The following is a 23200-nucleotide window of genomic DNA, read 5'->3' as shown; positions in this document are numbered from 1 at the left end:
CGTTGCCGGGCAAGGGCGAATGCACGGAGTAGCGCGGCCGGCGCGGGCTTCGCCGGGGACTTCGGATAGTGCGCGGCGGCGCCTTGCCGGGGGTGGCGGGCCGCGGTGTGCTGGGAACCGGAAAGGCCCGGCACACCACAGTAGACACAACGGCCGAAGGATCTCTCATGGCGGACAGCACAAGCACCCGCGCGGTGGTCACGCAATTGTTCTCCGACGTCGCGTCGGGCAACGTCGAGGGCGTGCTCGCCGCCCTCTCCCCGGCGATCGTCTTCGACCTGCCCGGCAACGACTTCAACACGATCGTGCCCAACCTGCGCGTGTGGCGCGGCAAGGACGAGGTGCTGGAGGCGTTCCGGCTGCGCACGCTCTACGCCGACGTCACCGAATTCGAGCAGCGGCAAATGGTCGTCGAGGACGACCGCGCGTTCGTCGTCAACTACCAGAAGCTCAAGCACCACCGGACCGGGATGGAGGTGGACTTCGAGTTCGCGATGGTGCTGACCGTCGGCGACGACGGCCTGGTGACGCACTGGCGCGCGTTCTTCGACGCCAGCCCGGAAATCGCGCTGTTCCGCTCCGACATCGACGACCGGCTGCTGACCGCGGTCCGCGCCGGCGACCGCGAGGAGGCCGGCCGGCTCGTCCGCGACGGCGCCGACCCGAACCGCCGCGACCCGGCCACCGGGCTGACCACCTTCCTGGTGGCCGCCGGCCTCGGGAACGCCGGCGTGGTGCGCGAGCTGGTCGACGGCGGCGCCGACGTGTTCACCACCGACAGCCGCGGCGGCGCGACCGCGCTGCACAAGGCCGTCCAGCGCGGCGACCTGGCGACCGTGCGGGTGCTCGTGGACGCGGGCGCCTTCGTCGACGCGGTGGCCGCGACCACCGGCCACACCCCGCTGATGGACGCCCTCTGGTACAAGTGGCCGCACATCGCCCGGTACCTGCTGGAGCTCGGCGCGGGCGTCAACCTCTCGACGCACTACGGCTTCTCGATGAAGGAGCACTTCGAGTACGAGCTGAACGTCAACAAGCTCGGCAAGGAGAAGCTGCTCGAAGCCGAGCAGGCGCTGAAGGACCGCGCGAAGTCCGACGAAGACGCCGTCGCGGCGCAGCAGCTGATGGCCGCGGTGACCGCGAACGACGTCGAGCGGGTGCGGTCGCTGATCGCCTCCGGCGCCGATGTGGACGCGCGCTACCCGGTCCTCAACGGCTTCAACGACCAGCACACCCCGCTGCTGGTCGCCGCCCGCGACGGGCACGCCGAGATCGCCGGGCTGCTGCTGCGCGGCGGCGCCGACGTCAACGCGACCGAGCCGACCTTCGGGGCGAGCCCGCTGCACAAGGCCGTCTACAACGGACACGCGGTGATCACCTCGGCGCTGGCTTCGGCTCCGGCGGCCGACCTGGACTACCAGGGCGCGACCAACGGCTACACCGCGCTGCACGACGCGCTCTGGCACGGCTACGACGACTGCGCGTCGATCCTGCTCGACGCCGGCGCCCGGGTGGACGTCGAAGGGCACGACGGCAAGACCGCGCTCGACATCGCGGCCGAGGTGTTCGGCCCGGAGCACCCGCTGACGGCCCGCATCCGGTCTCTCTGACCCCTTTCCCGGCACGGAAGGAAGCACGCCGATGTTGTTCTACGTCCAGATGAGATGGAACCACGAAGGCCGGATCACCCTCGACGAGCTGTGGGACGTCGAAGCCGACGAGGCCGAGCACGCCCAGGAGACCGTCGACTCCGGGTTCTGCGTCGGGATCTGGAAGGTCGCCGCGCAGAAGCGGGTGATCGCGATCATCGACTCGCCGGACGCCGAAGAGCTCGACCGGACCGCGCTCGGGCGGTTGCCGATGCGGGAGTACCTGGAGTTCGAAGCGGTCTGGCCGTTGCGGGACTACCTCGGGTTCGCCGAGGACGTCAAGAAGCGCTACCAGGTCTGAGTGAAGGCGGCGAGCACGGTGGTGGCAGCGAACGACAGCGGCGGCCCGTGGCCCGGCGGGGCCGGGGTCGGCGGCGTGAGCGAGGCCGCGGCCCGCGGCGGTGACCGGCACGCGGCCGTCACGGCGGTGCACGCGTGGCTGGCCGCCTGCCGGGGCCCGGCCGGGCCGGCCGAGGTGGCCCGCTTCCCGTTCGCCCCGGTCCTGCGCCGGTACCGGGCGGTGGGCCGGGCGTACGCGGGTGACGAGCTCGTCACCCTGCTGCGGACCGTCCACAGCAGACTGCCCGGCGACGGCCGCGCGCGCCTGGCGTGGCCGTTGCCGGAGTGGCTGCCGAGCACGGCCGACCAAACGGGCGGCGGCTACGACGGCTACCTGGCGGCACCGCTGCTGGACAGCCCGGCGGGCGCCGACCTCCCGGCCCACCGGGCGGCGGCGGACCTGCTGGCCGCGCTCGCCGCCGACCTGCTCGAACTGGAGGTCCGCGCGCTCGGCCGCCGTCCGGGCCGGGTGCCGCGGCAGCGTGCCCGGGCCTGCCTCGGCGTGCTGGCGCGGCTGCGGGACGACGCGGTCCCGCCGCCGTCCGCCGACGAGGAACTCGCCGACCTCGCCGGGGCGTGGATCGCCGAGACCGGTGAGACGATCGCGCCGCGGGTGCGGGTGGTCACCGAGCTGTCGCTGCTGCCGATGACCCCGCTGCACGACGAACTGATGTTCATCCGCTGCCTGCAGCTGTTCGAGACGCTGTACCGGCGCATCGGCGACGCGCTGGAGGCGGCCCGGGACGCGTTGGTGCGCCTGGCGGTCGAGCGCGCACGGGTCCTGGTCGCCGACGCGGCCCGCCTGCTGGCGCTGTCGCCCCCGCTCTACCGGGTGGTGACGACGATGCCGCCGGCGGCGTTCGCGGTGATCCGCGCGCACACGGACGGCCGCAGCGCGATCCAGTCCCGTGGCTTCCGCCGGGTCGAGGCCCTGTGCGCGGGCACCCTGCAGGAGGCGGTGCTCCGCGCGGGCGACCGGCTCGGCGGCGTGGCGACGGCCCGCGTGTGCGCGGAGCTGGGCCGGCTGGACGAGGCGTGGTGCGCGATGAAGCGGACGCACTGGGGGATCACGCTGAAGATCATCGGCACGGTCCCGGGCACGGGCGGGACGACGGGCGCGGAGTACCTGCGCCGGGCGGCCGGGGTGCCGTTGTTCCCGGCGCTGGCCGCGCGGCCGGTGGAGGTGCCGGCGTGAGCGGGGAGCCGGTGCCCTGGCCGCCGGCGGCCAGGGCACCGGAGGTAACCGCGTACGCCGGCGTCCGCCGCAAGATCATGGGCGCGGTCGTGGCCCAGGCGATCCACGCCGTCACCGAACTCGGCGTCGTCGACCGGCTCGCCGCCGGGCCGGCCACCGCGGCGGAGCTGGCCGCGGACCTCGGCGCCGACGTCGACGCGCTGACGCGGTTCCTCCGGGCGCTGGCCGGGGAAGGCCTGTTCACCGTGGCGGCGGGGGAGTACGCGCTGACCCCGGCCGGCGAGCTGCTGCGGTCGGACGTCCCCGGCTCGCTGCGGCACCTGTCCCGGCTGATGACCGGCGAGGCGTACCGGGTCTGGGAAGAGGCGTCGCTGAGCCTGCGCACCGGCGGGCCGGCGTTCGAGCCGGTGTTCGGCGCGCCGCTGTTCGCCTGGCTCGCGGACCGGCCGGCGCGGCAGGCGGAGTTCGACCGCGCGCAGGCGGGCCTGGCCGGGATGCGGGCGCAGCCACTGCTGGCGCGGTCGTGGGACGGCGTCGGGCACGTCGTCGACGTCGGCGGCGGGAACGGGATGCTGCTCGGCCTCCTGCTGGCCGCGCATCCGTGGCTGCGCGGGACGGTGTTCGACCGGCCCGGCGTGACCTCGGAAGCGGGGCTGCCGCCGCGGTGCCGCCGCGTCGAGGGCGACTTCTTCGTGTCGGTCCCGGCCGGCGGGGACGTGTACCTGCTGGCGCAGATCCTGCACGACTGGGACGACCGGCGGGCGGTGCAGATCCTGCGCGCCTGCCACGCGGCCATGCCGGCCGGCGCGCGGTTGCTGGTGCTGGAGCAGGTGGTCCCGGAGGACGGCGGCCCGCACCCGGCCCACCTGCTGGACCTGCACATGCTGGTCCTGCTGGGCGGCCGCGAGCGAACGGAACCCGGCTGGCGGCGCCTGCTGGCGGCCGGCGGGTTCGAGGTGCGCGCGGTGACGCCCGGCGAGCGGGCTTCGGTGATCGAGGCGGTGCCGGCATGACGGCGTGCTCGCCCCACGAGCTGCTCCCCGGCCGCCTGGTCCCCGACCTCGATCGCTACCTCGGCGAGTACTCCGCACGGACCGCCGCCGCCCGGGCCCGGGGCCACCGGACCCTGCGCTACGGCACCGCCGAGCCCGAGCTCCTCGACTTCTTCCCCGTTCCGGGCGCCACGCGAGCGCCGCTCGTGGTCTTCGTCCACGGTGGCTTCTGGCAGGAATCGGGCCGGCACCAGGCCGCCTTCACCGCCGCCGGCTTCCTCGACCGGGGAGTCGCCTTCGCCGCCCTCGGCTACGGGCTGGCGCCGGCGTACCGGATCGGCGAGATGGCCGCGATGGTGCGACGCGCGGTCCGCCTGCTGACGCACGTCGCCCCGGCGCTCGGCGTCGACCCGGCCCGCATTCACCTCGCGGGCAGCTCGGCCGGCGCGCACCTGGCCGCCATGGCGCTGCTGCCCGGCGGTGCCCCGGTCGCCGGCGTGACGCTGCTGAGCGGCCTGTACGAGCTGGAACCGCTGATCGGCTCGTCCGTCGACGACGCCCTCGGGCTGACGGTCGCCGAAGCGCGGGAGAACAGCCCGCTCGGCAAGCTGCCGCCCGAGCTGCCGCCGGTGATCCTGGCCCGCGGCGAACACGAGCCGGCCGAGTTCATCCGGCAGCACGCCGCAATGGCGGCCACCCTGACCGCGGCCGGCGCCGACGTCACCGACCTCGTCGCCGCCGGCCGCAACCACTTCGACCTGCCGTACGACCTCACCGACCCGGCAACGCCACTGGGCGCCGCCGTGGCCGCGCAGCTCACGTCCGACCCCGGCACTTTCACGTGAAAGTGCCGGGTGGGGGGCGCCCGGCGTCGGCGATCCCCGCCGGCCGCCGCCGCCGCGCGAGGATTTCCGGCGCAGCCGGATGAGGTGAGCGGGCGCCGGGAGCGTCAGAGCCGTGCGCGCAGCTCCCACAGCTCCGGGTAGAACCGCACGTCCCGCCGCCCGCTGAGGTGGGCTGCCCCCGTCGTCCCGCCGGTACCCCGCCGGCGGCCGATCTGCCGCTGCACCGTCAGCAGGTGCCGCCCCTGCCACGCGGCCCACGCCTGGTCGTGCGCGACGAGCGCTTCGGCCAGCTCCCACAGCGACTCCTGAGCCTCCGCGATCCGGGTGTAGGCCTCGAACCGTTCGTCCTCCGTCGCCACCGCGAAGCCCGCCTTCTCCAGCACGGCCAGGTAACCGTCCCAGAGCGTCGGCTCGGCCGCCCGCCGCCGGAGGCGGGCCTGCTCCGCCGCCGAATACCACGGGCGGTCGGGCGTGCCCTCCTCCCGGGCGGCGCCCGACAGCAGGGCGATCTCGCGGAACTGGGCCGACTGCCCGCCGTTGCCCGTGCCCAGCACGCCGCGGAACAGCTGGAAGTCCTGCGGGGCCATCGTGTCCAGGACGTCGAACTGGCCCAGCAGCATCCGCTGCACCGCCACCGCCCGCTCCAGCCGGCGGCGCGGCAGGTGCACCTCGCCGGTCAGCATCAGGTCCCGCGCGTCCTCGAGCTCGAACAGCAGCTGCTTGAACCACAGCTCGAACGCCTGGTGCACCACCACGAACAGCAGCTCGTCCCGCGCCCGCGGGCCCGCCAGCGGCCGCTGGAGCGCGAGCAGGGCGGGCAGCTCCAGGTAGTCCCCGTAGCCCGGCATCAGAACTCCTCCCCGGTGAGCAGCCCGTGCGCCACGAAGGCGTCCACCGCTCCCGGCACCTCGAACACCCCCGCCGACGCGCACATCCGCAGCGAAGCGCGGCAGATCGTGCGGAACCGTTCGTCGTCGCCGCGGTAGCAGTCGTCGGCGACCGCGGCCGCCGTCGCCGCGTCCAGCCCGGCCAGCCGCAGCGACGAGCGCACCGGCGCGACGTCCCAGACCAGGCAGCTCTTCATCAGCTCCGGCAGCGCGACCGCGACCGCCGCCCGGGTGCCGCCGTCCAGGCCGTGCCACAGCTCGTGGAAGAACGCCGTGAAGAACCGGTGGTGGCGGCCTTCGTCCTTCGCGTGGTCGCGGACCAGGTCGCGGACCGTGGTGACGACCCCGGCGTCGGCCGGAACCTCGTTGAGGATGCTGGTGACGAGCGTTTCGAACACCACGGTCTGCAGCAGCGGCGCGAGCGCCGGGTACGCCCGCAACGACTCCGCCGCCACGGCACCGAGCTGCGCGACGAACCCGCCGTAGTCCCAGCGGGGGATGGCGATCCCGGTCGTGGCCGCCACCTGGTCGGCCAGGTCGAGGCTGTAGAGCGAGTGGTAACCCTCGTCGCAGTACACCTTGAACGCGTCCAGCCGGGTCCGCGTGGCCAGCGGGACACCGCAGCGGTCGTCGGCGATCAGCTCGGCGCCGCGGTTGACCACCCGGGTCTCCAGGTGCGTCGTGGACAGCAGGAACTGGTACAGGTGCCGGACGGCCAGCTCGCGCCGCCGCGACGCCGGAAGGCCCGCCACGGCTTCGTGCGCCAGGTACGGCACCAGCCGCTCCGGGAAGAACACCTTGCCGGCGTCGGACTCGTCGTGCAGCATCCGCCGGACGCCGGTACGCACCCCGGCGGCTTCGTACCAGCCGTCGAGCGGGCCGCGGCTCATCGCGGAACCCGCGGGAGCGCGCCGAGGCGTCGGACGGCTTCGCGCACCAGTGCCGCGTCGGTGGCGAAGCAGAGCCGGAACCAGCCCGGTTCCGGGGCGCCGAACGCCGACCCGGGCAGGATGTTCACCCGCGCCGCGTCCAGGATCCGCCGCCACAGCTCGTGCTCGCCCGGGGTGCCCGGTTCCGCCAGCCAGGCGCGGAGGTCCAGCCACACCGAGAACCCCGCGCCCGCCGGCACGTACGGGACACCCGCCTCGGCCAGCGCGGCCGTGACGCCCGCGTAGGCCGCGGCCAGCCGGGCGCGGGAGCCGTCGAGGTAGCCGCGCACCCAGTCGCCGTCGGTGAGCAGCCCGGCCAGCAGCGCCTGCGTGTCGCTCGACACCGGCGCGAAATAGGCCAAGGCGCGGGCCGCGGCGAGCACCTCGGGATCGCTGCTGCACAGCGCACCGACCTTGAGCCCCGGCAACCCGAAGTCCTTGGCGAACCCCCAGACGACGTGCACGCGCGGGCCGCCGTCGAGCACGCTGGTGAACGGCGTGGCACCGAACACCGACCCGGCGTAGATCTCGTCGGCGACGACGTCGAGGTCCAGCCGCGCGGCGACGGCGAGCAGCTCGCGCAGCACGCCGGCCGGGTGCACCCGGCCGGTCGGGTTGTCCGGGGACGTCAGCACCAGCGCCCGCACGGTCTCACCGCGGCGGCGCGCGGCCGTCACGGTCTCCGCCACGACGGCCGGATCGAGCCGGAAGCCGTCCGCCGCCCGCATCGGCGCCGGCAGCAGCCGGGCCCCGGACCGGGCCGTGAGCAGCACCTCGAGCGCGCCGTAGTAGGGCGCGGGCACGACGACGGCGTCACCGGGGTCGCACAGCACGCTCGCGGCGATGTCGAGGGCGGCGCTGGCCCCGCTGACGACCACCAGCTCGTCGGCGTCCACCGCGGTGAGCAGGAGGCGGGAGAGCTGCGCGGCGGTCGCTTCGCGCAGCTTGCGCGTGCCGTGCAGCGGGCCGTACCGGACGTCGGCCGGGGTCAGCCGCCGCGGCGCCGTGACGCGGCCGGCCAGCAGGTCCCAGACGAGCCGGTTCTCCGCGGTGCCCAGGTTGAGGAAGCCGCCGGGGTTGGTCACCGGGTGGTAGGGGTCCGCTTCGGCGCGCAGGTGGGCCGCGGCGATCGCCGGAACGCGCCCGGCCAGCGCGGCCGCGCGCTTGGCCACCATCAGCAACCCGCTTCCGGGCCGGTGACCAGGCCGGGGTGCACGCCGAGGCCGCGCGAGGCGTCCAGCACCGCGCCGTGCAGCAGCGCCGCCGGTTCCTCGCACAGCCACCAGGTCAGCTCGGCGAGCTCGGCCGGATCGAGCAGCCGGCCGCCGGGCAGCCGGCGGGTCAGCTCGGCCAGGTGCGGCTCGCTCAGCGCGTCGAGCAGGCTCGCGCGCAGCATCGGCGTGTGCGTCGCGCCGGGGCAGATCGCGAAGACGTGCACCGGGTCGTGCACGAGCTGCGCGGCGAGGTGCCGGGTCAGGTAGGCCAGCGCCGCCTTGCTCATCCCGTCGGCGATGTCGAACGCGGGGAAGGTGGCGATCCCGCCGCCGACGCTGCAGACGTTGACGATCTTGCCGTAGCCGCGGTCCAGCATGGCCGGCAGCAGCGCCCGGATCATCCACAGTGGACCGACGCTGTTGACCCGCAGGAACGCCTCGTCGCGCTGCTCGACCGGGCCGTCGACGAGGTTTTCGACGGTCTTGGTGCCGACCGCGGCGTTGTTGACCAGGACGTCCACCGGGCCGTGGACGCGCTCGAGCAGCCGCCGGTGGCTGCCCGCGTCGCCCTGGTCCAGCTCGAACGCCTCGGCCTTGCCGCCGAACGCCGCCACTTCGGCGACCAGCCGCGCGGCCGCGTCCGGATGGGACCGGTAGGTGAACCAGACCCGGTCGCCGCCGAGCGCGAACCTGCGCACCATCGCTTCGCCCAGGCCACTCGAGCCGCCGGTGACGAGCACTCCACGTCCAGCCATGCCAGGGATTCTCACGGCGGAACCGGAGTGGCCGCACGGATCCGGCGGCTACTTCGTGCGGTCGCGGGCCGACTTGGGGGAGTGCCCGCGGCGCCCTTGCCGCCCGCGCGCGGCCCGCGGTGCCATGGGATCCGGTCACCACGCGCACCGACAAGGGAGCACCGCATGATCCACCAACTGATCTTCGCCCATCCCAAGCCGGGCATGAGCGAGCAGGAGTTCCAGCGCTACTGGGTCGAAGAGCACGCGGTCCGGTACGCCGCCAAGATCCCGCAGATCCGGAAGTACCTGATCGACACGCGGATCCCGTTCGGGCCGGAGCCCGAGGATCCGATGTGGAGCGGGGTCGCGGAGATCTGGCTGGCCAACGACGAGGAGCAGCTGGCCTCGCTGCAGACCGACGAGTTCCTGAACGGCGCCCGGCTCGACGAGCCGCGGTGGGCCGCGTTCTGGCGCTCGGTCGTCCTCGACACCGACGCGCACGAGGTCGTCCCGGGCCCGGCCGACGCGGGCGGTGTCAAGCTGATCCAGCTGGTCAAGCGCCGCGAAGGGCTGCCGCTGGCCGAATTCCGCGAGCGGCTGCGGGGCAAGTACGCCGACCTCGCCGCCGAGGTCCCCGGCCTGCGCCGGTACCTGCAGGGCACCACCCGCGACGGCTACTACGGCGTCGGCGAGGCGCTGCTGGACGCGGCGCAGCAGCTGTGGTTCGACGACACCGACGCTCTCGCCGCCGCGCTGGAGTCGCCGGCGTACCAGCGGGCCCACGAAGAGCTGCTGTCCCTTGTGGAGCCGCGGTACGTGCACGAGATGGTCGTCCGGGAGCACTGGATCATCGGCCCCGAGCCGCGCTAGACCCCGGATCCTTCGAGGCCGCCGTCCCGCCGGACGGCGGCCTTCCCGTGCCGCGAGGAGGTTCCCGTGCCGCCCGTGCTGTTCCGCGACATCCGGCTGTTCGACGGCCACGACGTGCGCCCCCGGACGAGCGTGCTCGTCGACGCCGGCCGGATCGCCGCGCTCGGCGACGACCTGCCGGCGTCCGGCGCGGACGTCGTCCCGGGCGCGGGCCGGACGCTGCTGCCCGGCCTGATCGACGCGCACGTGCACATCACGCTTCCCGGGCTGCGGCACGGCTTCGCGTTCGGCGTCACCACGCAGCTCGACATGTTCGCCGACCCGGCGGTGCTGCGGGCGGTCCGGGCGCAGGCCGCTCGCGGCGGGGCGGTCTCGGACGTCCGGTCGGCGGGCATCGGCGCCACCGCACCCGGCGGCCACCCGGCCCAGCTCGTCCACCACGGACTGTTCGGGCCGTTCCCGGCGCTGGCCTCGCCGTCGGACGCGCCGGCGTTCGTCGCGGCGCGCGTGGCCGAGGGATCGGACTACCTGAAGGTGTTCGCGTCCTCGGTGCCGGGCGAGGGGCACCGGCCGTCGCTGACCGCGGACGCCGTGGCGGCGCTGGTCGCGGCGGCGCACGAACGCGGGCTGCTCGCGGTGGTGCACGCGACGGACGTGCGATCGGCGCTGGAGGCGGTGCGCGCCGGGGCCGACGGGCTGGCGCACCTGCCGTTCGACCGGCCGCCCGGTCGCGAGTTCGTCGCGGAACTGGCGGCACGGGACGTCTTCGTGGTGCCGACGCTGACGGTGCTGGAGTCCTTCTGCGGGCGGCCGGGCACTTGCGGGCCGGAAGCGGCGCGGGCGCTGGACGCGGCGGCACTGGCGAATCTGGCGGCCCCGATGGCCCCGTCGGCGGCCGACGGGTATGCGGCCGAGTACGCCGCGGAGATCGTGGCGCCGCTGGCCAGGGCGGGAGTGTGTGTGCTGGCCGGGACGGACGCCGGCGCGCCCGGCACCGCGCACGGGCTGAGCCTGCACCGGGAACTGGAGCTGCTGGTCGACGCGGGGCTGACACCACGGGCGGCCCTGGTGGCGGCGACCTCGGCCCCGGCCCGGCGGTTCGGGCTCGCGGACCGCGGGGAGATCGTGGTGGGGAAGAGGGCGGACCTGGTCCTGGTGGCAGGCAACCCGCTGGCCGAGATCGAAGCGACCCGGCGGGTGGTCGGCGTGTGCCGGGAGGGCGTGCTCCGGGCGGCGGGGGCCGGCTGACTGCTGCTTTCCCACCTCCCCAGGCAAAGAAGGAGGCGCCCGCCGGTCCCTGGGAAGACCGGCGGGCGCCTGCTCGGGGGGTGATCGGCTCAGTCGTTGACGCCCGCAGGGACCGGGACCGTTGCGGTCGCGGTCCGGCGGCCGCGCAGGAAGATCGTGGCCACCGCCGCGCCGAACAGCGCGATCAGGGCCGCGGTCAGCAGGCCCGCGTGCAGGCCGCTCGTCGTGGCCGCCACCGTGTCGCCGGTGACCTGCAGGCTCGCCGTGCGGGCCGTGACCACCGCCGCGAGCACCGGCAGCCACACCGCGCTGCCCAGCTGCTGCGCCGTCTGCGCCAGGCCGCCGGCCAGGCCCTGCTTGTCGTCCGGCAGCCCGGACGTCACCGTGATGTTGAACGCGATGACCGCCGTCACGTGGCCGAAGCCGAGGCCGATGTTGGTCAGCACCAGCAGCGTGAAGTTGCCGCTCTGGGGCAGCAGCACCATCAGGCCGGTCGACACCGCCTGCAGCAGCAGCCCGCAGACGAGCGCGCGCGGCACGCCGAGCGCGCCGATCGTCCTGTTCCCGATGAGCCCGCCGATCACCGCGGAGCCGCCGAGGGGGATCAGCGACAGGCCGGTGCGCATCGGGCTGTAGCCCAGCACGTCCTGCATGTAGAGCGTCTCGAGCACGGTCGCGCCGCCGCACATGCCGAACGTGATGAACCCGGCCAGGCCGCCCCACTTCACCGACCGCCGCCGCAGGACGTCCAGCGGCGCCAGCGGGGCCGGGTGTTTCGCCTCGGCGTAGAGGAACAGGCCGAGGAACACCACCCCGGCGGCGAGCGTGCCGATCGTCGCCGGGCTGCCCCAGCCGGCGCTGTCGCCGGTCGAGATGCCGTAGACGAGCGCCAGGATGCCGGCCGTCGCGAGCACCGCGCCGGGCACGTCGAGCCGGGCGGCGTTCGCGTCCTTGCTCTCCTCCAGCAGCGCGATCGCGGCGACGAACACGACGGCGCCGATGATCGCCAGCAGCAGCATGGTCCAGCGCCAGCTGAGGGCGCCGGTGATGATGCCACCGCTGATCACGCCGACGATGAAGCCGAGCATCAGGACCGCGCCGTTGACGCTGAGCGCCTTCTGGCGTTCCGGGCCCTCGCGGAAGGACGTCGTCAGCAGCGACATCGCCGACGGGCCGACCATCGCCGCGCCGATGCCCTGGCCGGCGCGGGCCAGGATGAGCAGCCACGGCGTTTCGGCGAGGCCGCCGGCGAGCGAGAACACCGTGAACAGCGCGACGCCGATGAGGAACAGCCGGCGGCGGCCGAACAGGTCGGACGCCCGCCCGAACAGCAGCAGGAACCCGGCGATGAACAGGATGAAGGCCGTCATCACCCACTGCAGGTCCGCGGTGGAGGTGAAGCCGAGGTCACGCCCGATGGCGGGCAGGGCCACGCTGACGATCGAAAAGTCGAGCGCGACCATGAACTGCGATGCGCAGAGCATGATGAGGAGGAGCCAGCGCCGGGCGCCGAAGCGCGTGGGCGGGTCCGGCCGGGATGCGTCAGTAGCCATGGGACCAGCCTGGGGCACCGATCGCGCGCGTGGAGAGCCTGAACCAGTCGTGGTATTGGCAGTACCAGCATGAGCCGGTTCTGGTTGACCGCGCCGGCCGGGGCGCATGCTGGCTCAGGGTCGTGCCGTCGCGGGGGTTCCCGCGCCCGGCCCCCGTCCCCCCAGCCCGCCTCCGAGAAGGAGACAGCCATGCATTCACTCGACGTCGCCGCGGCGACCGAGGACCCGATCCGCCGGATCCCGTCCGGCTTCATGCTCGGCAGCAAGACCCTGGCCCGCGGCGCGGAACTGGGGTTCGTCGAGTCGGACTTCTACTTCGTCGGCCGCGGCGGGGTACTGGGCGACGTCGACTCCGACGTGGTCGCGGCGGGGTTCACCTTCGTCAACGCCGAGTCGCTGCGGGTGGTGTGGGAACGCAGCCGCGACGTCCTGCCGCGCCAGGAGGCGTCGATCGAATTCGCGGCGTGCGCGGCCGGCTGGGCGCAGGAGCACATCCCGGACGAGTTCGACGCGGCCCGCCTGGCCGAGCTCCTGGACCCGGTGGTCGCCGCGGCGGGCCCCGAGCTGGCCCCGGTGTTCGCGGGCTGGCGGGCCCTGGAGGTCCCGGCCGAGCCGAAGGCGCACGCCCTGCACCAGCTGAACGTCCTGCGCGAGCTGCGCGGAGCCCGCCACATGGTCGCGGTCCTGGCCGGCGACCTGGCCCCGCAGGACGCGCTGCGCTACCACTCGCCGTCGGTGATCTGGGACCTGTTCGGCTGGCCCGGCCAGCTGGAGGCCTCGAGGGTCCGCCAGGTCGGCAAGCGCTGGCAGAGCGCGATCGACGTGACGAACCAGCTCCTGGCCCCGGTGTTCGACGTCCTGTCCGACGCCGAGCGCGGCGAGCTGGTGACGCTGCTGCAGTACCTGCTGACGGTGACGTCCTGACCTCACCGGAAGCGCGGAAAGGCCACCCGGGTCGCCCGGGTGGCCTTCTTCGTGGTCAGGATTCGGTGGATGAGCGAAGCGGCCATGCGCCTTCGCCGGCCTCGGTGAGCGGCTGGCTCGACGGAGCCCGCCGGGGCAGCGGCGAACATGCCGGCTCCAGCCGACCTCGGGAGCGGTCGGCCGGGGCGAGCTGCCCTGCGTGTCTCCGGCGGCGAACACGCCGGCCTCGGCCGACCTCGGGAGCGGTCGGCGGAGCCGAGCCGGCCTGCGTGTCTCCGGCGGGGAACACGCCGGCCTCGGCCGACCTCGGAAGTGGTCGGCGGAGGCGAGCCGGCCTGCGTGTCTCGGGCGGGGAACACCCCAGGCTTGTGCCGGCCCGGGAGCGGTCGACTTGACCGACCCCGCGCGACCCCGGGCCCGGCCACGCTTTCCCCAGCGAAACAGCCGGCGGCCGTGGTCAGGATTCGGCGCGGTAGCGGTGGATGAGCGAAGCGGCCATAGCCCCCTCACCCACCCCCGACGCGATCCGCTTCACCGACCCCGCCCGTGCGTCCCCGGCCGCGAACACCCCCGGCATGTTCGTCTCCAGCAGGAACGGGCGCCGCGGCAGGTCCCAGTTGTCGTCCGATGGCAGGTCCGGGCCCGTCAGGAGGAACCCGTGGCCGTCGCGGGAGACCGCGTCCGCCAGCCACTCCGTGCGGGGCCGGGCGCCGATGAACGTGAACAGGTACTCCGCGTCCTCTGTGGATACCCGGCCGGTCCGGCGGTCGCACAGGGTCAGGCGGCGGAGGCGGTCGTCGCCGTCCGCGGCCACCACCGTGGTGTCCAGGCGGACGTCGATCGCCGGGTGGCGGCGGATCTCGTCGACCAGGTAACGCGACATCGAAGCCTCCAGGGACGACCCGCGCACCAGCAGCGTCACCCGTGACGCGTGCTCGGCGAAGTGCAGCGCCGCCTGACCCGCCGAGTTCGCCCCGCCGACGATCCACGCGTGCCCCTGCGCGCACGTCGTCGTCTCCGAAGTCGTTGCTCCGTAATAGATCCCGGCGCCTTCGAACCGCTCGGCGCCCGCCGCCTCCAGACGCTGGTACGCCAGGCCCGTCGCCAGCAGCACCGCGCCCGCCGTGACTTCGCGGCCGTCGGAAAGGCACAGCACCCGGGCGCGGCCCGCCGCGCGCAACGCGACCGCCGAAACCGGCGCCAGGATGTCCGTGCCGAACCGGCGGGCCTGCGCCACCGCGCGCCGGGTCAGCTCCGCGCCCGACACGCCGGCCGGAAAGCCCAGGTAGTTCTCGATCCGGCTCGACGTGCCCGCCTGCCCGCCCGGCACGTAGGCGTCCACCAGCAGCGTGCTCAGCCCCTCCGACGAACCGTAGACGGCCGCCGCCAGCCCGGTCGGGCCGCCGCCGACGATCACCGTGTCGTAGTGCGGGCGGTCCACGGCCGGCGCGAGCCCGAGCACCTCGGCCAGCTCGCGGTGCGTCGGCTGGGACAGCCGGGTCCCGTCCGGCAGGTGCACGAGCGGCCACGCCGCCCCTTCGACGTCGTCGCCGCGAGCCGTCGTGACGTCGACGAAGCGGAACGGCTGCTGGTGGCGGGTCAGGAAGTCGCGCAACCGGTGCGTGGCCGGCGCGAACGGGTGGCCCACCAAGCGGATGCCGCCGTAGGGCGGGCAATAAGCCGCCTCCCACGACGCGAGCAGGTCGTCCAGCACCGGGTAGAGCCGCTCTTCCGGCGGCTCCCACGGCTTGACGAGGTAGTGGTCCAGGCGCACTTCGTTGATCGCGGTGATCGCGACGGAGGTGTCCGCGTACGCGGTCAGGAGCACCTTCTTCGCCGCGGGGAACCGCTCCCGGGCGTGCCCGAGGAACTCGGTGCCGGTCATCTCCGGCATCCGCTGGTCCACCAGCAGTAACGCCGCTTCGCTGCCCCGCTCGCGCAGCGTGTCGAGGATGCCCAGCGCCGCCCGGGGCGTGCCGGTGGCCAGGACGCGGTACCGGTCGCGGTAGCGGCCGAGGTCGCGCCGCAGCGCACTGAGCACGGTCGGGTCGTCGTCGACGACCAGCAGGGCGGGCGCGGACTGCTTGGCGGTCACCATGATCGCAGTGTCCGCACCGCACGCGCGCGGGTGCGATCCCGACGTCACGAAGTCCGCCGAGGTACCCCCGAATCGACGTCCGGGCGCCGGCCCGACTTGTCGAAGTGACGGTGCCGTAAGGCTTTTCCCTGGCTCCGCGGCGGATCCGGTTGCTTCACTGGGAAGCAGCCCGGATCCCGGGAATTCCACAGCACCAGCACGGGAGTGCCGATGTCCAAGAAGATCCTGTACGTGCTCTCCGAGTACGGCTACTGGGGTGAGGAGCTGCTCGGCCCGGTGACCGCCACCGATGCGGCCGGCTACGAGAGCGTGTTCGCCACCCCCAACGGGAAGCGGCCGCAGGCGCTGCCGCCGAGCCTCGACCCCGGCTACGTCGACCCGCCGCTCGGCCGGTCGGTCACCACGCCGGAGGTCGCCGTCGCCGCGCGCGAGCTCGACGAGTCCGCCCGGCTGGACGACCCGCTGAGCCTGGCCGAGCTGATTCCGGAGCGGCCGTACCACAGCGAGCCCGGGTTCCTGCGGCTGATCGAGGCGTACTACCGCGATCTGTCCACTCTGGACACCGAGGTCGCCCGCTACGACGCGCTGGTGATCGTCGGCGGCAGCGGCCCGATCGTCGACCTGGCCAACAACGGGCGGCTGCACGAGCTGATCCTCGCCTTCGTCCGGGCGGACAAGCCGGTGGTCGGCGAGTGCTACGGCGTCGCGCCGCTGGCCTTCGCCCGCGACTGGGAGGACCGGACCAGCATCATCCGCGGCAAGCACGTCACCGGCCACTGCAAGGAATACGACTACAAGGACGGCACCGGGTTCGTCGGCGTCGACTTCAACATGGGGCCGCCGCCGTACCCGCTCGAATACATCCTGCGCGACGCCACCGCCCCGGACGGGCGCTACCACGGCAACGTCGGCAAGGAGACCTCGGTGATCGTCGACTACCCGTTCATCACCGCCCGGTCCACCCCGGACTCCTTCCTCGCCGGCCAGAAGCTGGTCGAGGTGCTGGAACAGGGCCTGCGCCGCTTCGGCTGGTAGTCAGTCAAGAACAAAGGAGAGCACGATGACCGCACGCGCGGGCCGGGTGGCGATGCTCGAGCAGTTCGCCGCCGACGGCATCACCCGGATGTTCGGCAACCCGGGCACGGTGGAACAGGGCTTCCTCGACGAGCTCGGGAACTTCCCCGGCATCGGCTACGTGCTGGGCCTGCAGGAGGCGGCGGTCGTCGGGATCGCCGACGGGTACGCCCGGGCCGGCGGCCGGCCGGCGCTCGTCCAGCTGCACACGGGCGTCGGCCTCGGCAACGGGATCGGCATGCTGTACCAGGCCATGCGGGGCCATTCGCCGCTGGTCGTGATCGCGGGCGAGGCCGGCGTCCGCTACGACGCGCTGGACGCGCAGATGGCGGCCGACCTGGTCGCCATGGCGCGCCCGGTGACGAAGTACGCGACGCGGGTGCTGCACCCCGGCTCGCTGCTGCGGGTGCTGCGGCGGGCGGTGAAGATCGCCATGACCCCGCCGCGCGGCCCGGTGTTCGTCTCGCTGCCGATGGACGTGCTCGACGAGCTGACCACCGAGCCGGCGGTCCGCACGGTCGTCCCGACCCGCGCGGTGCTGCCGGTGCCGGGCGAGCTCGACCGTGCGGCCGCGCTGCTGGCGTCGGCGCAGCAGCCGATCGTCCTGCTCGGCGACGGCGTCTCGGTGTCCGGTGCCCAGGCCGAGCTGACCCGGGTGGCCGAGCTGCTCAACGCGCCGGTGTGGGGGGTGAACGACTCCGAGGTCAACATGGACACCACGCACCCGCTCTACCGCGGGCAGCTCGGGCACATGTTCGGTACGCACAGCGCGAGCGTCGTCGGCGGGGCCGATGCGGTGCTCATCGCCGGCACCTACGTCTTCCCCGAGGTGTTCCCGGAGCTGCGCAGCCCGTTCGCGCCGGACGCGAAGATCGTCCACGTCGACCTGAACGACTACGAGGTGGCGAAGAACTTCCCGGTGGACGTGCCGCTGGTGGCCGACCCGAAGCCGACCCTGGCCGCCCTCGGCGACCTGCTCGCCGACGAGCTGCCCGACACCGGCTGGACCGAGCTGGCCCGCGACACCTGGAGCGCGCCGGAGGTCGGCGACGACAGCCCGCTGGTCGAACGGTTCGCCGCCGCGCTGGCCGCGCAGGCCGGCCCGGACCTGGTGGTGTTCGACGAAGCGCTGACCGCGTCACCCGGGCTGGTCAAGCACCTCCCGCCGCGCACCCCGGGGAACTACTTCCTCACCCGGGGCGGTTCCCTCGGCGTCGGCATCACCGGCGCGATCGGCGCGAAACTGGCCCGGCCGGAGGCCGAGGTCGTCGGGTTCACCGGCGACGGCGGCAGCATGTACACCCCGCAGGCGCTGTGGACGGCCGCGCGCTACGGCATCGCCGCCCGGTTCGTCGTCTGCAACAACGGCCGGTACCGGCTGCTGGACCACAACCTCGACCAGTACCGGGCCGAACGCGGCATCGAGCCGCACGAGTACCCCGGCGGGTTCGCCCTCGGCGACCCCGAGATCGGCTTCGTCGAGCTCGCCGCGGCGATGGGCGTCGACGGCGTCCAGGTGGCCAAGGCGTCCGAGGTGGACGAAGCGGTGGCACGGATGCTGGCCGCCACCGGGCCGTTCCTGATCGACCTGGTGACGGCGTGAGCGGGGGAGCGCGATGAAGGAGCTGGTGCCGCGCGAAGGCGGCGTGCTGACCGGGCGGACGATCGCGATCCTGCTCGAAGCCGACTACGTCGAGCCGGAACTGCACTACTACGAACGCCGGTTCGCCGAGGAGGGCGCCACCGTCCGCTGGCTCACCCGGCTCTGGGGCCAGGACTCGCTGACCTTCACCGGGCACGAGTTCGGCCTCCCGGTGACCGTCGACGACGACCTCGAGCGGGTCGACGACGACACCCTCGCCGGGTTCGACGCGCTGATCGTGCCCTCCGGGATGGTCTCCGACCGGCTGCGCTACACCGAGGACGCGGGCCGGCTCGCGCCGGCCGTGGACCTGCTGCGCCGCGCGTTCGGCATGCCGGGGGTGCTCAAGGGCGTGATCTGCCACGGCATGTGGCTCGTGTCGCCGATCCCCGAGCACGTCCGCGGCCGCCGGGTGACCGCGCACGTGAACCTGCTCGGCGACGTGCGCAACATGGGCGCGGTCTACACCGACCAGGACGTCGTCGTCGACGGCGACCTGGTCACCGCGCGCAGCGCCGACCACTGCCACCTGTTCGCCCGCGCGATCATCGACCTGGTCGCGGCGCGCTCGGCGCGGCGGCCCCGCCGGTGGCGCCGCGCGGGCTGACCGAGGAACTGTCCACATCGGATCTCAGGCCGCGGGAGCGCCGACCATGACCAGTCCCGACTTCCCCTACTCCGACCTGGTGGCCGCGCGCGTCACCGGCTACGACCGCCGCACCCGGGTGGCCGACCTGCGCACGCACGACGGCCGGCCGGTCCGCGCCGAGCTGACCCCGACGACGTCGGCCCGGTTCCTGCGCAACCTCGGCGAGCCCGGCGCCGACGCCACCGGCGAGCTCGACGAGCTCCTGGAGCCGGGCCGGCCGCTGTTCGCCTACGGCGTGTTCTACCCGGATCGCGGCGGGCACGTCTTCGAGGCCAAGGACATCGTGTTCTGCGGCCGGAGCGCCACCGGGTACGCGTTCGAACAGCGCGGGTGGTGGGTCCGGCAGCTCGCCGAGCTGGCCCGGTTCTACCGCCGGGCCCAGTTCGGCTCGGCCGGGCACGCGGACTTCGCCGACTACCGCACGGTCCTGCGCCTGGGCGGGGACAAGAGCGACCACCACGTGCAGGAGACCGACACGATCTCGCGGCTGGTCTACGGGATGGCGTCGGCCTTCCTGCTCACCGGCGAAGAGGACTACCTGCGAGTTGCCGAGAGCGGCACCGAGTACCTGCGCGAGCACATGCGGTTCGTCGACCGCGACGAGGACGTCGTCTACTGGTACCACGGGATCGACGTGCGCGGCGGCTACCACGAGAAGCTGTTCACCTCCGAGTTCGGCGACGACTACCACGCCATCCCGGCGTACGAGCAGATCTACGCCCTCGCCGGCCCGACGCAGACCTACCGGATCACCGGCGACCCGCGGATCGCCGAGGACGCCGAAGCGACCCTGCGGCTGTTCCGGCGGTTCTTCCGGGACCCGGAGCACGGCGGGTACTTCTCGCACATCGACCCGCTCCGGCTCAGCCCGCACGAGGCGTCGCTCGGGCCGAACCGCGCGCGCAAGAACTGGAACTCGATCGGCGACCACGCGCCGGCGTACCTAATCAACCTGTTCCTCGCGACCGGCGACGAGCGGCACGCGGACATGCTGGAGGAGACGTTCGACCTGATCGTCGAGCACTTCCCGGACGAGGGCAGCCCGTTCGTGCGCGAACGCTTCCACGCCGACTGGACCCCCGACTCCGGCCACGGCTGGCAGCAGGACCGCGCGGTGGTCGGGCACAACCTCAAGATCGCCTGGAACCTGATGCGGATGAACGCGATCCGCCCCAAGGCGGCCTACCGGGAACTGGCCGCCCGGATCGGCAAGGCCCTGCCCGAGTACGGCGCCGACCTCCGCCGCGGCGGCTGGTACGACGTCGTCGAGCGGACGCCGGCCCCCGGGCACGGCCGGCACCGGTTCGTCTGGCACGACCGCAAGGCGTGGTGGCAGCAGGAGCAGGCGATCCTCGCCTACCTGGTGCTCGCGGGCAACGGCGGCGACCCCGCCTTCCTCGACCAGGCACGGCAGGCATCGGCGTTCTACAACGCTTTCTTCCTCGACCACGACGAGGGCGGCGTCTACTTCAACGTGCTCGCCTCCGGCGTCCCCTACCTGCTCGGCACCGAGCGGCTCAAGGGCAGCCACTCGATGAGCATGTACCACGCCTCCGAGCTGTGCTACCTCGCCACCGTGTACCAGCGGCTGCTGATCGGCGGGGAGCCGCTGTCGCTGTGGTTCCGCCCGCGCCCCGACGGGTTCGCCGGCCGGGTGCTGCGGGTGGCGCCGGACGCGCTGCCGCCGGGGCGGGTCCGGCTGGACTGGGTCGAGGTCGACGGCCGCCCGTACGCCGCCTACGACCCCGACCGGCTGCTGGTGCGCCTGCCCGACAGCGCCGGCGAACTGACCGTGTGCGCCCACCTCTCGCCGGTGGACCGCTGATCGCCCGATGGAGACCGGAGAACCGCTATGGAAGTCGCGAAGTACATGCAGGGCGCGGTCACCGTGATCGCGCTGGACGGGGAACTCGACAGCAGCACCGCCCCCCGGGTGCACGAGCAGCTCGGCGACCTGGTGCCGCCGCGCGGGCTGGTGCTCATCGACCTCGGCCGGACGTCGTACATGTCCAGCGCCGGGTTGCGGGTGCTGCTGCTGGTCTACCGGCAGGCGCAGGCCAACGGCGCCCGGCTGGCGCTCGCCTGCGCCCCGCCGGACGTCCGCGAGGTGATGGCGGCGACCGGGTTCCTCGGCTTCTTCACCGTGACCGACACGCTCGCCGAAGGGCTCGCCGCACTCGAGCCGTGAGAAGCGAACCGGACGCAGGAGGTGTGATGAGCTGGACGTCGTTGCCGGCGCGGATCGACGCGTACCCGACCCACCGCATCGGCGGGTTCGAGGTCCGCGCCGGGCAGCCGCTGCCCTTCGGGGCGACACCGGTGCCCGGCGGGGTCAACTTTTCGGTGTACTCGAACAACGCCACCGCGATGACCCTGGTGCTCTTCCCCGTGGGGGAGGACGAGCCGCTCGCGGAACTGCGCTTCGACGAGTCCTTCCGGATCGGCGGGGTGTACGCGATGACGGTGTTCGGCGTCGACCCGGAGGCCATCGCCTACGCCTACCGCGCGGACGGCCCGTTCGCGCCGGCCGAAGGCGACCGGTTCGACGGCCGGGCGCTGCTCGTCGACCCGTACGCGACCCTGCTGTCGGGGCGCGAGCGCTGGCGGTGCGGGCCGGACCGGCCGTGGCGCTCCCGGATCGCGCCCGCCGACTTCGACTGGGAAGGCGACCGGCCGCTTCGGATCCCGCCCGAAGACCTGGTCGTCTACGAGACGCACGTGCGCGGGTTCACCGCGCACCCCAGCTCCGGTGTCGGCGCACCGGGCACGTTCGCCGGGCTGGTGGCCAAGATCCCGTACCTGGTCGAACTCGGCGTCACCTGCGTCGAGCTGATGCCGGTGTTCGAGTTCGACGAGCGCGACAACGTCCGCACCGACCCGAGCACGGGCGAGCCGCTGGCGAACTACTGGGGCTACAGCACGGTCGGCTTCTTCGCGCCCAAGGCCGGCTACGCCGCCACCGGGCGGCACGGCATGCAGGTCGACGAGTTCAAGCACACGGTCAAGGAACTGCACCGGGCGGGCATCGAGGTGATGCTCGACGTGGTGTTCAACCACACCGCCGAAGGTGACGAACGGGGCCCGACGCTGTCGCTGCGCGGGCTGGACAACCGCACCTACTACATGCTCACCCCCGACGGGCACTATTTCAACTTCAGCGGCACCGGCAACACGCTCAACTGCAACCACCCGGTGGTGCGCGGGTTCGTGCTGGACTGCCTGCGCTACTGGGCGTCGGAGTTCCACGTCGACGGCTTCCGGTTCGACCTCGCCGCCATCCTCGGCCGCGCCACCGACGGCGTCCCGCTGGCCAATCCGCCGCTGCTGGAGGCCCTCGCGCACGACCCGGTGCTGCGCGACTGCAAGCTGGTCGCCGAGGTGTGGGACGCGGGCGGGCTGTTCCAGGTGGGCAGCTTCCCGGACTACTGCCGCTGGGCGGAGTGGAACGCCGGCTACCGCGACGCGCTGCGGCACTTCCTCAAGGGGGACGTCGGCAGCGTGGCCGAGCTGGCCACCCGGTTCGTCGGCTCGCCGGACCTCTACGCCCGCCGCGGCGCGGTGGCCTCGGTCAACTTCGTCACCGCGCACGACGGCTTCACCCTGCGGGACCTGGTGTCCTACAACGACAAGCACAACGAGGCCAACGGCGAGGACAGCCGCGACGGCGAGAACCACAACATCTCGTGGAACTGCGGGCACGAGGGCCCGGTGGACGGCGGCCCGGTCGCCCGGCTGCGCGACCGGCAGGTCCGCAACGCGCTGCTGATCCTGCTCACCAGCCACGGCATCCCGATGCTGCTGGCCGGCGACGAGGCCGGGCGGACCCAGCACGGCAACAACAACGCCTACTGCCACGACGACGAGCTGTCCTGGTTCGACTGGACGCTGGTCGAGCGCAACGCCGGGCTCGTCCGGTTCACCCGGCACCTGATCGCCTTCCGCCGGGCGCACCCGTGCCTGCGGCGGCGGCGCCAGCCGACCGGGCGCAGCCAGGGCCTGTTCCCGGACGTCAGCTGGCACGGCGTGCGCGCGTGGACGCCGGACTGGTCGCCGCACAGCCGCGTGTTCGCCGCGATGCTGTGCGCCCGCGACGCGAGCGGCGCCGACGACTGCGTCTACGTGGCGGCCAACGCGCACTGGGAGCCGCACGAGCTGCAGCTGCCCGGGCTGCCGCCCGAGCTGACCTGGCACCGGTTCGCCGACACCGGCGCCGGGCCGGGCGCGGACAGCCACGCGCCCGGCACCGAACCACCCCTGCCCCGGCAGGACTCGGTCCGGCTGGCCCCGCGGTCCGCCGCGGTGCTGCTCGCCCGGCCGGGCCCGGCCGCGGCGCGATCGCACGAGGAGTGAACCAC

Annotated in this window: 20 protein-coding genes; 14 read left to right on the top strand and 6 right to left on the bottom strand. The window is 73.6% G+C overall.

Annotated features, from left to right (window positions below; genetic code table 11):
- Positions 1-167 precede the first annotated feature (167 nt).
- The 5 genes from C2L59_RS38710 to C2L59_RS38690 are packed head-to-tail and all read left to right on the top strand — an operon-like array spanning position 168 to position 5020.
- Complete coding sequence (locus C2L59_RS38710; RefSeq protein ID WP_103354551.1) at positions 168-1610, top strand: ankyrin repeat domain-containing protein; 1443 nt, start codon at positions 168-170, stop codon at positions 1608-1610.
- 31 nt (positions 1611-1641) lie between these two features.
- Complete coding sequence (locus C2L59_RS38705) at positions 1642-1950, top strand: muconolactone Delta-isomerase (protein WP_033262363.1); 309 nt, start codon at positions 1642-1644, stop codon at positions 1948-1950.
- 21 nt (positions 1951-1971) lie between these two features.
- Positions 1972-3183, top strand: a complete 1212-nt coding sequence (locus C2L59_RS47230; RefSeq protein ID WP_146060485.1) for a hypothetical protein — start codon at positions 1972-1974, stop codon at positions 3181-3183.
- Complete coding sequence (locus C2L59_RS38695; RefSeq protein WP_233223924.1) at positions 3180-4196, top strand: methyltransferase; 1017 nt, start codon at positions 3180-3182, stop codon at positions 4194-4196. Before C2L59_RS47230 ends, C2L59_RS38695 begins: the two co-directional genes overlap by 4 nt.
- Positions 4193-5020, top strand: a complete 828-nt coding sequence (locus tag C2L59_RS38690; RefSeq protein WP_103354548.1) for an alpha/beta hydrolase — start codon at positions 4193-4195, stop codon at positions 5018-5020. Before C2L59_RS38695 ends, C2L59_RS38690 begins: the two co-directional genes overlap by 4 nt.
- 104 nt (positions 5021-5124) lie before the next feature.
- On the opposite strand, the gene C2L59_RS38685 is transcribed toward C2L59_RS38690, so the two are convergent.
- The 4 genes from C2L59_RS38685 to C2L59_RS38670 are packed head-to-tail and all read right to left on the bottom strand — an operon-like array spanning position 5125 to position 8805.
- A complete protein-coding gene (locus tag C2L59_RS38685; RefSeq protein ID WP_103354547.1) occupies positions 5125-5868 on the bottom strand; it encodes a tryptophan 2,3-dioxygenase family protein in 744 nt (247 codons plus the stop codon).
- Positions 5868-6797: a diiron oxygenase gene (locus tag C2L59_RS38680; protein WP_103354546.1), complete on the bottom strand. Its 930-nt coding sequence runs from the start codon at positions 6795-6797 to the stop codon at positions 5868-5870. The genes C2L59_RS38685 and C2L59_RS38680 overlap by 1 nt, the downstream gene beginning before the upstream one ends.
- The gene (locus C2L59_RS38675; RefSeq protein ID WP_103354545.1) at positions 6794-8011 is read right to left on the bottom strand and encodes an aminotransferase class I/II-fold pyridoxal phosphate-dependent enzyme; all 1218 of its coding nucleotides are present in this window, start codon (positions 8009-8011) and stop codon (positions 6794-6796) included. The genes C2L59_RS38680 and C2L59_RS38675 overlap by 4 nt, the downstream gene beginning before the upstream one ends.
- Positions 8011-8805, bottom strand: coding sequence for an SDR family NAD(P)-dependent oxidoreductase (locus C2L59_RS38670; RefSeq protein ID WP_233223923.1), 795 nt, complete (start codon positions 8803-8805; stop codon positions 8011-8013). Before C2L59_RS38670 ends, C2L59_RS38675 begins: the two co-directional genes overlap by 1 nt.
- A gap of 165 nt (positions 8806-8970) precedes the next feature.
- Here C2L59_RS38670 and C2L59_RS38665 point away from each other — a divergent pair, with 165 nt between their 5' ends.
- The gene (locus C2L59_RS38665; protein ID WP_103354543.1) at positions 8971-9657 is read left to right on the top strand and encodes an EthD domain-containing protein; all 687 of its coding nucleotides are present in this window, start codon (positions 8971-8973) and stop codon (positions 9655-9657) included.
- A gap of 66 nt (positions 9658-9723) precedes the next feature.
- Positions 9724-10905 carry an amidohydrolase family protein gene (locus C2L59_RS38660; RefSeq protein WP_103354542.1) on the top strand — a complete coding sequence of 394 codons (1182 nt, stop codon included), beginning with the start codon at positions 9724-9726 and terminating at the stop codon, positions 10903-10905.
- Positions 10906-10994: 89 nt separating this feature from the next.
- On the opposite strand, the gene C2L59_RS38655 is transcribed toward C2L59_RS38660, so the two are convergent.
- Positions 10995-12458: an MFS transporter gene (locus C2L59_RS38655; protein WP_103354541.1), complete on the bottom strand. Its 1464-nt coding sequence runs from the start codon at positions 12456-12458 to the stop codon at positions 10995-10997.
- A gap of 189 nt (positions 12459-12647) precedes the next feature.
- Between C2L59_RS38655 and C2L59_RS38650 the strand changes: the two genes are divergently transcribed.
- Positions 12648-13382, top strand: a complete 735-nt coding sequence (locus C2L59_RS38650) for a hypothetical protein (protein WP_103354540.1) — start codon at positions 12648-12650, stop codon at positions 13380-13382.
- A 457-nt stretch (positions 13383-13839) separates the two neighbouring features.
- Here the strand turns inward: C2L59_RS38650 and C2L59_RS38645 are convergent, their stop codons facing one another.
- Positions 13840-15480, bottom strand: coding sequence for an FAD-dependent oxidoreductase (locus C2L59_RS38645; RefSeq protein ID WP_103354539.1), 1641 nt, complete (start codon positions 15478-15480; stop codon positions 13840-13842).
- A gap of 210 nt (positions 15481-15690) precedes the next feature.
- Here C2L59_RS38645 and C2L59_RS38640 point away from each other — a divergent pair, with 210 nt between their 5' ends.
- From C2L59_RS38640 to glgX, 6 genes are read left to right on the top strand one after another with little or no spacing between them, the layout of a single operon-like run.
- Entirely contained in the window at positions 15691-16515 is an 825-nt protein-coding gene (locus tag C2L59_RS38640; RefSeq protein WP_103354538.1) for a type 1 glutamine amidotransferase domain-containing protein, read from the top strand.
- A gap of 25 nt (positions 16516-16540) precedes the next feature.
- Entirely contained in the window at positions 16541-18157 is a 1617-nt protein-coding gene (locus C2L59_RS38635) for a thiamine pyrophosphate-binding protein (RefSeq protein WP_103354537.1), read from the top strand.
- Between the two features lie 13 nt (positions 18158-18170).
- Entirely contained in the window at positions 18171-18803 is a 633-nt protein-coding gene (locus tag C2L59_RS38630; protein ID WP_103354536.1) for a DJ-1/PfpI family protein, read from the top strand.
- A gap of 46 nt (positions 18804-18849) precedes the next feature.
- On the top strand, positions 18850-20670 hold the full coding sequence (locus tag C2L59_RS38625) for an AGE family epimerase/isomerase (protein ID WP_103354535.1): 1821 nt from the start codon (positions 18850-18852) through the stop codon (positions 20668-20670).
- Between the two features lie 27 nt (positions 20671-20697).
- A complete protein-coding gene (locus tag C2L59_RS38620) occupies positions 20698-21033 on the top strand; it encodes an STAS domain-containing protein (RefSeq protein WP_003077073.1) in 336 nt (111 codons plus the stop codon).
- Positions 21034-21059: 26 nt separating this feature from the next.
- Complete coding sequence (gene glgX / locus C2L59_RS38615) at positions 21060-23195, top strand: glycogen debranching protein GlgX (RefSeq protein ID WP_103354534.1); 2136 nt, start codon at positions 21060-21062, stop codon at positions 23193-23195.
- Positions 23196-23200: the final 5 nt, after the last annotated feature.

Origin of the sequence: Amycolatopsis sp. CA-128772, assembly GCF_002904295.1 — a bacterium.
Classification (GTDB): Bacteria; Actinomycetota; Actinomycetes; order Mycobacteriales; family Pseudonocardiaceae; genus Amycolatopsis.
Note: the sequence above shows the minus strand (reverse complement) of the source record. Positions and strands in the feature narration are given on the sequence as shown.

Bases quoted from the DNA above. Each gene is read 5' to 3' on its own strand.
- C2L59_RS38665 (WP_103354543.1), top strand. From the start codon at position 8,971: ATGATCCACCAACTGATCTTCGCCCATCCCAAGCCGGGCATGAGCGAG.
- C2L59_RS38620 (WP_003077073.1), top strand. From the start codon at position 20,698: ATGGAAGTCGCGAAGTACATGCAGGGCGCGGTCACCGTGATCGCGCTG.
- C2L59_RS38625 (WP_103354535.1), top strand. From the start codon at position 18,850: ATGACCAGTCCCGACTTCCCCTACTCCGACCTGGTGGCCGCGCGCGTC.
- glgX (WP_103354534.1), top strand. From the start codon at position 21,060: ATGAGCTGGACGTCGTTGCCGGCGCGGATCGACGCGTACCCGACCCAC.
- C2L59_RS38655 (WP_103354541.1), bottom strand. From the start codon at position 12,458: ATGGCTACTGACGCATCCCGGCCGGACCCGCCCACGCGCTTCGGCGCC.
- C2L59_RS38705 (WP_033262363.1), top strand. From the start codon at position 1,642: ATGTTGTTCTACGTCCAGATGAGATGGAACCACGAAGGCCGGATCACC.
- C2L59_RS38645 (WP_103354539.1), bottom strand. From the start codon at position 15,480: ATGGTGACCGCCAAGCAGTCCGCGCCCGCCCTGCTGGTCGTCGACGAC.
- C2L59_RS38650 (WP_103354540.1), top strand. From the start codon at position 12,648: ATGCATTCACTCGACGTCGCCGCGGCGACCGAGGACCCGATCCGCCGG.
- C2L59_RS38690 (WP_103354548.1), top strand. From the start codon at position 4,193: ATGACGGCGTGCTCGCCCCACGAGCTGCTCCCCGGCCGCCTGGTCCCC.
- C2L59_RS38675 (WP_103354545.1), bottom strand. From the start codon at position 8,011: ATGGTGGCCAAGCGCGCGGCCGCGCTGGCCGGGCGCGTTCCGGCGATC.
- C2L59_RS38630 (WP_103354536.1), top strand. From the start codon at position 18,171: ATGAAGGAGCTGGTGCCGCGCGAAGGCGGCGTGCTGACCGGGCGGACG.
- C2L59_RS38680 (WP_103354546.1), bottom strand. From the start codon at position 6,797: ATGAGCCGCGGCCCGCTCGACGGCTGGTACGAAGCCGCCGGGGTGCGT.
- C2L59_RS38640 (WP_103354538.1), top strand. From the start codon at position 15,691: ATGTCCAAGAAGATCCTGTACGTGCTCTCCGAGTACGGCTACTGGGGT.
- C2L59_RS38710 (WP_103354551.1), top strand. From the start codon at position 168: ATGGCGGACAGCACAAGCACCCGCGCGGTGGTCACGCAATTGTTCTCC.
- C2L59_RS38670 (WP_233223923.1), bottom strand. From the start codon at position 8,805: ATGGCTGGACGTGGAGTGCTCGTCACCGGCGGCTCGAGTGGCCTGGGC.
- C2L59_RS38635 (WP_103354537.1), top strand. From the start codon at position 16,541: ATGACCGCACGCGCGGGCCGGGTGGCGATGCTCGAGCAGTTCGCCGCC.
- C2L59_RS38685 (WP_103354547.1), bottom strand. From the start codon at position 5,868: ATGCCGGGCTACGGGGACTACCTGGAGCTGCCCGCCCTGCTCGCGCTC.